Source organism: Acetobacter fabarum, assembly GCF_040702925.2.
GTDB lineage: Bacteria > Pseudomonadota > Alphaproteobacteria > Acetobacterales > Acetobacteraceae > Acetobacter > Acetobacter fabarum_B.
Map to the genome: position 1 here is coordinate 1 of NZ_JBFCXX020000039.1, position 8789 is coordinate 8789.

Genomic DNA, 8789 nt, shown 5'->3' on the forward strand with positions numbered 1-8789 from the left:
GACTGTGCCTGAAATAGCATCTGGCTGGGTCAATTCCTGATGAAAAACCCGGGTCAGTTCTCAGTGAAAATCAACAGCCCGGACCTTCCACCAGATAGCGGCCACGGTTCCATTCCACTGGTTTGCCCGGGTCATCCGCATAGCTGGCGGCAGGGCCGTTGAGCATGTTCCAGAAGACCATGAGGCTGCGGATAGAGAACGGAAATTTGACAGAGTTTTCAGGTGTTTTCTGAGGTGATGGCGGAAGGGTCGCCAGATAGGCGCGTATGTCCCGAACCTCTGCATCGCTCATGCGGGCATAGGCGGGGTAGGGCATGGCGGGGTAAAGGTGCTTCCAGTGGGGGGATAGACCTTTGCGCACGGCATCTACAAACTGCTGGTCGGTCCATGCGCCAATACCTGCGGTTTTGTCCGGCGTAATGTTGGGGGCGTACATAACCCCCACCCCCGGCAGGCTGAAGGCCCGTCCACCCGCGTAGGGTGTTCCGCCTTCGGCTGTGTGGCAGACCTCGCAGTCGGCCGCGCGGGCCAGATAGCGCCCGTTTTCCACACTGGCGGGAGGGGCCGCTGCATGGGCATGCGTTGTCGTGGCCAGCAGGGCTGCCCCGCCAAGGAACACGCCAGACAGGACGCTACCCACCCGGAAGGACTTTACCCGTGCGCTCTGCGCACAACTGGGAATAAAGGAGAAGGACATGGGGTTACGCATCAGCCCTGCTCCTTGTGGTCTGCCCCATTGCGGGGGGAAAGGAGTGGCAATGTGCGGTAGCGCCGCCCCTGTGCCGCTGCCATGGCATTGGCCAGAACGGGGGCTGCGGCTGCGGTGCCAACCTCGCCAATGCCGCCGGGGTCTTCCGTGCTGGGCATGAGCAGGACATCAATTTTGCAAGGCGCTTCGTTCATGCGCATGACGCGCCATGTGTTGAAGTTGCTTTGCTGCACACGGCCCCCTTCGAGCGTGATTTCGTTATAAAGGGCAGCGCTAAAGCCAAAGATCAGCCCCCCTTCGATCTGGGAGATGACCTGATCGGGGTTGAGCACCCGCCCGCAATCCACCACTGCGGTTACGCGGTGGATAATCACGTTATCGGGTTCGGGCATCTCCACTTCTGCAATGCTGGCCATGTAAGAGCCAAAGGCAAACTGCACGGCCACACCGCGTGCGCGGCCCGGTGGCAGGGGGGTGTTCCAGCCTGCGGCCTGTGCGGCCTTGTCCAGCACGGCCAGAGCGCGGGGGTTCCGGGCCAGCATGGCGCGCCGGTAGGCTACGGGGTCCGCGCCTGCGCGGTGGGCCAGTTCGTCAATAAAACCTTCCACCACAAACAGGCCGCGTGTACCGCCTACGCCGCGCCACCATGCGGTGACAATGCCGGGGGCTTCGCGCCGGGCAAACTCCAGCCGGTAGGCGGGGTAGGTGTACGGCGTAATAACGGTAGCGACGGAAAGATCTTCGTCATACCCGTCTTTGGTCAGTTCCGGCGGGTCCCAGCGGGCAACCACGGCGGGGCCGACAATGCGGTGGGTCAGCGCGGTTATAAAACCCTTGCTGTCCAGTGCGGCGGTCATCTGGTCCACATAGGCGGGGCGGTAGCGGTCGTGCGTCAGGTCTTCCTCGCGGCTCCAGATGATCTTGAGCGGGTGGGGCACCTGCCGGGCGAACTCCACGCACTGGGTGACGTATTCATGCTCCAGCCTGCGGCCAAAACCCCCGCCAATATACTGGCAGTGCACATTAACCTTGTCTTTGGGCAGGCCGGTCAGTTCTACCGCTGTGTCCCGCGCGCGGTCGGCAATTTGTGTGCCTGTCCATATGTCGCACCCATCGGGGCGTACATGGGCGGTGCAGTTTATGGGTTCCATGGTGGCATGGGCCAGCAGGGGTTGCTGGTAGGTGGCGGTATGCGTGGCCGCTGCGTGGGCAATAACGGCTGGGGCATCGCCCTTTGTGTTGGCCACAATGGCGGGGCCATTCAGGCCATCATGCAACTGGTCATAGATGGTCTGGGTCGTAACATGGGCGTTAGGGCCATCATGCCATTGGGGCTTGAGCGCGCGCAGGCCCTTGCGCGCGGCCCAGTAATGGTCGGCTACAACGCATACGGTGGTGTTGGCCGTGTTGACCAGCACGGCCTGCACACCCCGTATGGCTAGGGCTGCGGCCTTGTTCATGCCTGCCAGCGTGCCACCGACCACCGGGCAGGCGGCCACGGTGCCGATTTTTTGCCCCGGCACCTGTAAGTCCATACCAAAAATGGCGCGGCCCTGCACCTTGACCGCGCTATCTATGCGGTGCTGGGGCCTGCCCAGCAGGGTGTAGGTCGCAGGGTCCTTGAGTGTGGGTTTCTGCGGCACGGGCAGCGTGGCTGCCTGAGCGGCGACTGCACCAAAAGGCAGAGAGCGCTTTGTAGGCACGTGGATAATTGCGGCCGAGCGGGTTGTGCACTCCGCCACCGGCACCTGCCAGCGCGTGACGGCGGCCTGTACCAGCATGCTGCGCGCTGCGGCTCCGGCCTGCCGGAGCGGAAGCCACTCGGTCATGACCGAGGTGGAGCCGCCCGTAATTTCGGCCCCGCCACCGGGGGGAGCAGCTTCAATTGCCACCTGCGCCATGTCTATGCCCAGTTCTTCGGCAATCAGCATGACGGAGGATGTGTAAATGCCCTGTCCCATTTCCACATTGGGCAGAATAAGGGTGATGCTGTTGTCCGGTGCAATGCGGATATAGGCGTTGGGGGCAAAGGCTCCCTGTGCGTTTTCCACCAACAGACCCTGTTCGGGGGCCATGCCTGCGGGCACGGACGCGCCCTGCGCCCGGCCATGGCGTGGCGTGGGCCAGAACGTAGCCAGAAGGAGGCCCCCCCCGGCGCCCAGCATCTGCCTGCGGCTGGCCAGTGTGGGGCGTGGTGCTGGTGTGCTCATGCCAGTGCTCCCGCCGCATGGTGAATGGCTGCGCGAATACGCACATACGTGCCGCAACGGCACAGATTGGCCGACATGGCGCTGTCTATCTGCTCATCCGTGGGGTGGGGGACTGCACGCAGGAGTGCAATGGCCGCCATGATCTGTCCCGGCTGGCAGTAACCACACTGTACCACATCCAGTGCCACCCATGCATCCTGCACTGCTTTGGTTACGGGGTCTGTGGGGGGCAGCCCTTCCAGCGTGCTGATGCGCTGCTCCCCGATCAGCCCTACCGGCAGGTTGCACGCCCGTACGGCCCGGCCATCCATATGCACGGTGCAGGCACCGCATTGGGCTATGCCGCAGCCGAACTTGGTGGCGTTCATGCCCAGAACATCGCGCAGAACCCACAGGAGGGGGGTGTCTGGATCGACATCCACCTGATGGGATTGTCCGTTTATGTTCAGGCTCAGCATGGTCGCTCCTTGGGGTGGGTCCGGGCCTTGCAATGTAATGGAACTGGTTTGTTTCCGAAATGGGAAGGATGAAGAATGTGTTCGGGTTTTTGGGAAAATTATCTGTATATAAACGAATATATTCGTATCTCCGCGCAGACCCGATGCAGGGATGAGAGCGCCTTGCAGCGTGCGGGAAAGGCCACCACGCCGGGAGTGGTGGTGTTGCTACAAGCCTGTTCCTGCGTTCATCATGTACGGATATACAGCAATCAGGAGAGCGATTCCCCATGGACACCCCCCCCGGCACCCCGGATGCACTTTTGTGGAAGCTGGCACGTCTTGCCGCGGATGTTGAAAACAAGGCCTGTGAAGATACGGCGATTTCCTTCGATCTGAAAGAAATCGCGCAGATTCTGCAGGAGATCAAAAACGCATTGCCTGCGGATAATGAATGGTCGCTCTATCTTACACCGGGCATCATCTGGTCCACGGTCTGGAGCCTGTACCAGAATGCGCTTGAGCTTGGTGGGTATCAGGGCCGGGATGCGATTGTGCAACTTGTCAGGGATGCCGTGGAAAGCCTTAAAAGCGCTCTGCTAGGCACGGCGACAACCGCGGGTGTGCGCAGCATTGGCATGGAAAGTCCCGTGGAGCCGGGGGCGCTGACGGCAGGTTAATGCGCCAGGGCGGCGTCTGATCACCCTATGATGTGTGCGGTCGCTCACCCCGACTCAACACGGAAGCCGGTGGTGTACAAAAGCAAAGATTTTTAAGGAAAACAACAGCATGCTCAGGCGGTTGGTGGAGCTGAGGGGGATCGAACCCCTGACCTCCTCATTGCGAACGAGGCGCTCTCCCATCTGAGCTACAGCCCCGCCTGATCTGTCAGGCAGTGGTTTACAGGGCTTACGATTTTTCTGTCAAGTTGTATTGTAGGGGCTATAACCACAGGGTACCCCTGCCGGGCCTGCAATCTTAGGGAGCTGGTTTTATATCGTGTTTGTGTTTTCGCTCTTCATGGTGCTGACGCGGATACTGGAGATTTATTGCTGGATTCTCCTTATATCCTGTATTTTTGTCAATCTGTATGCGTTTGGCATACTGGACAGCCGCAACCAGCTTGTCTGGAAGATTGGCATGTTTCTGGAACGGTTGACCGAGCCGGTTCTGGCTCCTATCCGACGGGTGCTGCCAACACCGGGCGGGGTCGATTTTAGCCCCATGGTGGTGCTGCTGGGGATTCAGTACGTTATTCAGCCCTTGCTGGCCGATGTGTTCAGCGCACTGATCATGCACTAGGGGAGCGGATACAAAAAAACCGCCAGACCGTTCAGGCTGGCGGTTTTTTAAACGGATAATCCACCAGAGCTCAGTGATGAGCGCTCGGGGTGCCGTCTTTTTCAATGTGGGTCAGCGTGTAGCTGCTCATAATGACAACCGGCACCAGAAACGCCACGATCGCAACGCCGATGACAGCGGTGTTACCGCCGAGCAGGTAAGCGATCAGGTCAAGACCCAGAAGTGTTACGCACAGATAAATGCCCATTCCAAAAACCCTTTTGTAGCCTGTAAGGCAGGAGCTGCTGGTGTTCTGGCGCGGAATGCCTACTGTGCAGAACCTGCCGGATTCATTCACAAATCTGACAGCGTCACACTACTCCTTTGGTTTTAGGGGTCAACTGCTATCTGCTGCATGGCGTTGTGGCATTTTCGGGCGGGGCCCGCCTGCCGGGGTACCGGGAGGACGGCGGGAAACAGGAGAAACGGGCCGCGGGCGCGGGTCATCCGCACCTCAGTCGTGGTTAAGCCCGGGCGATGCAGGGGATGGGGAAAACCGTCAATATCAAGCGCATGGCGTGTGGAAGCCGGACCAGAAATCGCCCCCACATCTTGGCGCGCGGAAGGTGTGGGGGTGTTCAGACCCCTCTCATGATAAGGGGGTTGCGCACGCCAGCGTCGTCAACCCTATAGGTGTTGTTACCGCAGGAATGCATGCCTGTTATCCTGCCATCCATGAGCCGGGGGGACGCAACATAGGGGGCTCGCCCTATCAAGGGGATATGCTTCAGGTTGCGTAGTGTGTCGGCAGGGGACGCCGAATCGCCGGTAGCAGGGAGGGTTTATGCTTCAGCTATCCGGTTTTGTAGAGGGCAATATCAACATACAGAATGGCAAGCCATGGCAGGGGCCACAAAAAAGGCAGGGGGGCATGCCATAGCAATGCCAGTGCGCCAAGCATGGCCCCGCTGGCAAATCCGACCCAGGAAAGACCGGGCAGCAGAATGGCCCCCGCAGGCAATGCCGGTCCCTGACTGGCCCCGCAGCGCATGGCCAGAGTGCTGGCCAGAGCGGATGCGCATTTGAGCATGTTGCTGGTGATGACCACGGTCTGGATTGCATTGCCGGAAAAGCGGGCAATGCTCTCGCCCTGAATAGCCATAAGGGTGGGGAGCAGTACAAGTTCGATCAGCCGCGCATGTGTCCCAAACTGTGCCGCCTGCACAACCAGTAGTAAAAGCGCCATAAGTCCTACGCCTCTGGCGGCCCCCCAAAGCAGGCGTACAAGACTGGCCAGAAAGCCCGCGCAAAAAAAAACGGCCAGTATGCAGCCCAGCAACACGGCGTAGTGCCAGTTGGCATGGGCAAGTGCTGCGGAAAGATGCGTGGTGTTACCGGTCATGGCCGAGGCGAACAGGCCACCCAGATGGGCAAAGCTGAGCGCATCTATGTGCCCTGCCAGAATGCCAAGCACCAGAATGCGGCGGGCGGATACGGCTACGGGGGTGGCTGGGGCGTCTGGCATGCGGGGTTTGCTGTGTGCTCAGGCTGAAAAGCGGAGTATGCACTGTGCCCCAGAGGGCAGAACGCTGCAAACATCACCTGAGCGGGGGAGCTTCCGCCTGACGGTTGCAAGGGTTTCGCCGGACTTTGGCGCTGGAGCGCCTCAAATGGAAAAATGGATCTTTTAAAGCCATAATGCCGCCACCAGATAGAGGTATGAAAAACACAGGTTCTGAATTCAGGGCTGGTTTGGGAATGGGAAAGAGACAGGCGTATGAGACTGCACCGCGTGATGACACTGGGACTGGCCAGCCTTATGGCGGCAACAGTGGGCGCAACTATTGTACGGGCCGAACCGGGTGGGTGCCTTAAATATGGCGCGGCCGGTGCGGTTGGCGGGCATCTGGCGGACCATACCATGCTGGGCGCTACGGCCGGGTGTGTCACTGGTATGTACCGCAGGCATGAATATCGTAAGGAGGCGCGGAATAAAGCCAAATTGTACGATCAGGAACATCCCGGCGCAAAAGGCACATACGAGCAGAAAGCCACAGCCTATGATGTGGAGCATTCCACTGCTCCGGGCAGCACAATGGCTCCTTCCGGTGCCCAGCCCGGCTCTGCCCAGCCACAGCAGCCCGCCAGCCAGCAGGGGGAAGAACACCTGTAACCGGGCTTGATGACCTGCCGTCTGGTTTTTGGGGCAGGGCCATTGCAGGGTGTGCCTGCGTGTGGTCCTGCCTGCTTCAGGTCTTCGGTGTGGCCGCAGGTGGTGTCTGTCGGGAAGAGAGCGTGCGCACGGTATCAAGCACAAATCCGGTCGCGTACAGCATAATCCGCTCAAACTCTTCCTGCACATCTTCAAAGGTCAAAAGCTGGTGGCGGAGGAGGATGTGCATGATCTGGGTATGGCAGTCCATATCCGGATTTGTGTCCAGCCATTCTGTCTCGTTCAGGCGTCGGGCATTGGCCTGACAGACGTTCAGCAGCACAATTTCCAGCGCAATATGCCCACCCATTACCCGTCCGAGTGGCTGGCTCGGGTTGTAAATAGTAGGAATAAGTGTTTCGGCGTTATAGGTTTCCTTGCATTGTTCATAATGGATTGAATAATACAGGTATTCCGCAAAAGTAATTTTTGTATAAATTCCAGTATCGCGCGCTGTTGCCTTGAGAAAATTTTTATAAAGATTGGCGCTGACTTCGAACGGAATTGTACCGTTCAGGTCGGCAAAGCGTTTTGCGACGCTGAGAATACTGGGAACCCGCAACTGTGCTCCTTTGAACGCACGCAGGGTTATGGCCAGTAGCTCTTCCTGATTGATGCTATGGATGATTGTGCGGAATTTTTGGTTATGGTCGTGGGTGAGCTCCACAAACTTATCGTAAAATCTGGCTTTGGTGAGAATAAAAGGCCCGGAAAGTTGGCTGTTGGGCATGGTTATACTTTAAAGAATAGGGGATGAAGCAGATGGGGTTTTAAAAATGCGGTGTATCATGACGTGCCCTTGAATCCTTATGGGAAAGGTTATGCTTAAAATACACTCAGTCTCTTTTGCACAAAAAATGTAAATTTATTGTTAAAAACTACCTTTAGTGACGGTATGAAATCTTTATTTGGAACTGTGACAAAAAAATGGCCCAGTGCCTTCATACAGCTTTTTGGGTGTTTGTGTGTATTTTACATACAAGGAAAAAGGGCGGCACAAAACGCGGTCCGTATGAATTTTATGCCGTGGCGGCGTTTTAAAAAGTTTGCCGTAGGCGCATGGTTTTTCCCTCCCGCGTATGGAGCACAAGGGTTCCCTCTTCTATGCTCCAGGACTGCACATTGTGCAACAGGTCCAAAAACAGGGCAGAAGCACGGCCATGCGCACCCGGGCAGGCCATGAGCGTGCTCATACCCGCCTGTGGCGACTGGCTCACCTTGCCGTCATGGCCAAAAACAAGGCCACCGGCATAACGGTTGCAGCCATCTGACCCGGATACCTTGCCGCTGTCGTTAATATCCAGCGTGGGGGTAAACATGTCTGCCGCCGGGTCGGGGTTTTCGTCCGTGGCGCTGTCATGCGCATCGGGCAGAACATTGCCGTTGTGCAGTGTATGACCATCAAGCTGTGTGGCAACCCAGCGTGTGGCGTTCAGTTGCGTGGGGGGCACAATGTTGCCGCCGCATCCGTTAAGGGTCTGTTCCTTGGTGGTAATGCGCACGCTTTGTGTGAACATCTGCCCGCTCATGCTGTCCTGGCAGGGGGTGGGGCTTATGGTTACGGCCAGATCGGGGGCCTCGTAATGGCGGGTGTTGCCACGGGTATAGGCCTGGGTGATCATGCGGGTCAGGCGGGGGCCATCGGGGGTGCTCAGGGCCAGTGTACCTGCTGCCATGCTGAAGTTCCAGAATGGCTCGTTCCCACGGGCTTCATACACGCCGTTGTCCGTGCCGGGTGTGTTCAGCGGCTGTGGTTGCGTTGCACAGCCTGCCACAAGGGTTAAGGCGCAGGACGCGAGAAGGGAACGAATACGCGGCAGGGCCATGGCATGGCTCCTCATTCTATTGCGGACCGTATGCAGTATGGCCCTTTGGCGTGTGGGCACAACGGCTTTCTTGCCCATGGCGTATGGGGGCAGCGGGGGCTGTGGGGGTATAGG

At 58.5% G+C, this 8789-nt stretch carries 10 protein-coding genes and 1 tRNA gene; 3 read left to right on the forward strand and 8 right to left on the reverse strand.

Annotated features, from left to right (window positions below):
- Positions 1-70: 70 nt before the first annotated feature.
- Genes AB2L51_RS14700 through AB2L51_RS14710 form a run of 3 tightly spaced genes read right to left on the reverse strand, consistent with a single transcriptional unit; the run spans position 71 to position 3377 of the window.
- Positions 71-709, reverse strand: a complete 639-nt coding sequence (locus tag AB2L51_RS14700; protein WP_395582995.1) for a c-type cytochrome — start codon at positions 707-709, stop codon at positions 71-73.
- A complete protein-coding gene (locus AB2L51_RS14705) occupies positions 709-2919 on the reverse strand; it encodes a xanthine dehydrogenase family protein molybdopterin-binding subunit (protein WP_395582996.1) in 2211 nt (736 codons plus the stop codon). The genes AB2L51_RS14700 and AB2L51_RS14705 overlap by 1 nt, the downstream gene beginning before the upstream one ends.
- A complete protein-coding gene (locus AB2L51_RS14710; protein ID WP_395582997.1) occupies positions 2916-3377 on the reverse strand; it encodes a (2Fe-2S)-binding protein in 462 nt (153 codons plus the stop codon). The genes AB2L51_RS14705 and AB2L51_RS14710 overlap by 4 nt, the downstream gene beginning before the upstream one ends.
- Before the next feature lie 269 nt (positions 3378-3646).
- On the opposite strand from AB2L51_RS14710, the gene AB2L51_RS14715 reads away from it, so the two are divergent.
- The gene (locus AB2L51_RS14715) at positions 3647-4036 is read left to right on the forward strand and encodes a hypothetical protein (RefSeq protein WP_395582998.1); all 390 of its coding nucleotides are present in this window, start codon (positions 3647-3649) and stop codon (positions 4034-4036) included.
- A 122-nt stretch (positions 4037-4158) separates the two neighbouring features.
- Here AB2L51_RS14715 and AB2L51_RS14720 read toward each other — a convergent pair.
- Positions 4159-4234 (reverse strand) — tRNA-Ala (locus tag AB2L51_RS14720).
- Between the two features lie 121 nt (positions 4235-4355).
- Between AB2L51_RS14720 and AB2L51_RS14725 the strand changes: the two genes are divergently transcribed.
- Entirely contained in the window at positions 4356-4658 is a 303-nt protein-coding gene (locus tag AB2L51_RS14725; RefSeq protein WP_253527723.1) for a YggT family protein, read from the forward strand.
- Between the two features lie 70 nt (positions 4659-4728).
- Here the strand turns inward: AB2L51_RS14725 and AB2L51_RS14730 are convergent, their stop codons facing one another.
- Together AB2L51_RS14730 and AB2L51_RS14735 are read right to left on the reverse strand one after the other, a co-directional pair.
- A complete protein-coding gene (locus tag AB2L51_RS14730) occupies positions 4729-4905 on the reverse strand; it encodes a hypothetical protein (protein ID WP_395582999.1) in 177 nt (58 codons plus the stop codon).
- Between the two features lie 585 nt (positions 4906-5490).
- Positions 5491-6162, reverse strand: coding sequence for a YoaK family protein (locus AB2L51_RS14735; protein WP_395583000.1), 672 nt, complete (start codon positions 6160-6162; stop codon positions 5491-5493).
- Positions 6163-6414: 252 nt separating this feature from the next.
- Between AB2L51_RS14735 and AB2L51_RS14740 the strand changes: the two genes are divergently transcribed.
- Positions 6415-6810 (forward strand): hypothetical protein, encoded by a 396-nt coding sequence (locus AB2L51_RS14740; RefSeq protein ID WP_395583001.1) that lies wholly within the window; start codon positions 6415-6417, stop codon positions 6808-6810.
- Between the two features lie 76 nt (positions 6811-6886).
- On the opposite strand, the gene AB2L51_RS14745 is transcribed toward AB2L51_RS14740, so the two are convergent.
- Together AB2L51_RS14745 and AB2L51_RS14750 are read right to left on the reverse strand one after the other, a co-directional pair.
- Positions 6887-7579 carry a hypothetical protein gene (locus AB2L51_RS14745; protein ID WP_395583002.1) on the reverse strand — a complete coding sequence of 231 codons (693 nt, stop codon included), beginning with the start codon at positions 7577-7579 and terminating at the stop codon, positions 6887-6889.
- 307 nt (positions 7580-7886) lie between these two features.
- Entirely contained in the window at positions 7887-8675 is a 789-nt protein-coding gene (locus tag AB2L51_RS14750; protein ID WP_395583003.1) for an META domain-containing protein, read from the reverse strand.
- Positions 8676-8789 lie beyond the last annotated feature (114 nt).

Excerpts from the sequence above, each read along its gene's own strand:
- AB2L51_RS14700 (WP_395582995.1), bottom strand. The coding sequence starts at position 709 with ATGCGTAACCCCATGTCCTTCTCCTTTATTCCCAGTTGTGCGCAGAGC.
- AB2L51_RS14705 (WP_395582996.1), bottom strand. The coding sequence starts at position 2,919 with ATGAGCACACCAGCACCACGCCCCACACTGGCCAGCCGCAGGCAGATG.
- AB2L51_RS14710 (WP_395582997.1), bottom strand. The coding sequence starts at position 3,377 with ATGCTGAGCCTGAACATAAACGGACAATCCCATCAGGTGGATGTCGAT.
- AB2L51_RS14715 (WP_395582998.1), top strand. The coding sequence starts at position 3,647 with ATGGACACCCCCCCCGGCACCCCGGATGCACTTTTGTGGAAGCTGGCA.
- AB2L51_RS14730 (WP_395582999.1), bottom strand. The coding sequence starts at position 4,905 with ATGGGCATTTATCTGTGCGTAACACTTCTGGGTCTTGACCTGATCGCT.
- AB2L51_RS14735 (WP_395583000.1), bottom strand. The coding sequence starts at position 6,162 with ATGCCAGACGCCCCAGCCACCCCCGTAGCCGTATCCGCCCGCCGCATT.
- AB2L51_RS14740 (WP_395583001.1), top strand. The coding sequence starts at position 6,415 with ATGAGACTGCACCGCGTGATGACACTGGGACTGGCCAGCCTTATGGCG.
- AB2L51_RS14745 (WP_395583002.1), bottom strand. The coding sequence starts at position 7,579 with ATGCCCAACAGCCAACTTTCCGGGCCTTTTATTCTCACCAAAGCCAGA.
- AB2L51_RS14750 (WP_395583003.1), bottom strand. The coding sequence starts at position 8,675 with ATGGCCCTGCCGCGTATTCGTTCCCTTCTCGCGTCCTGCGCCTTAACC.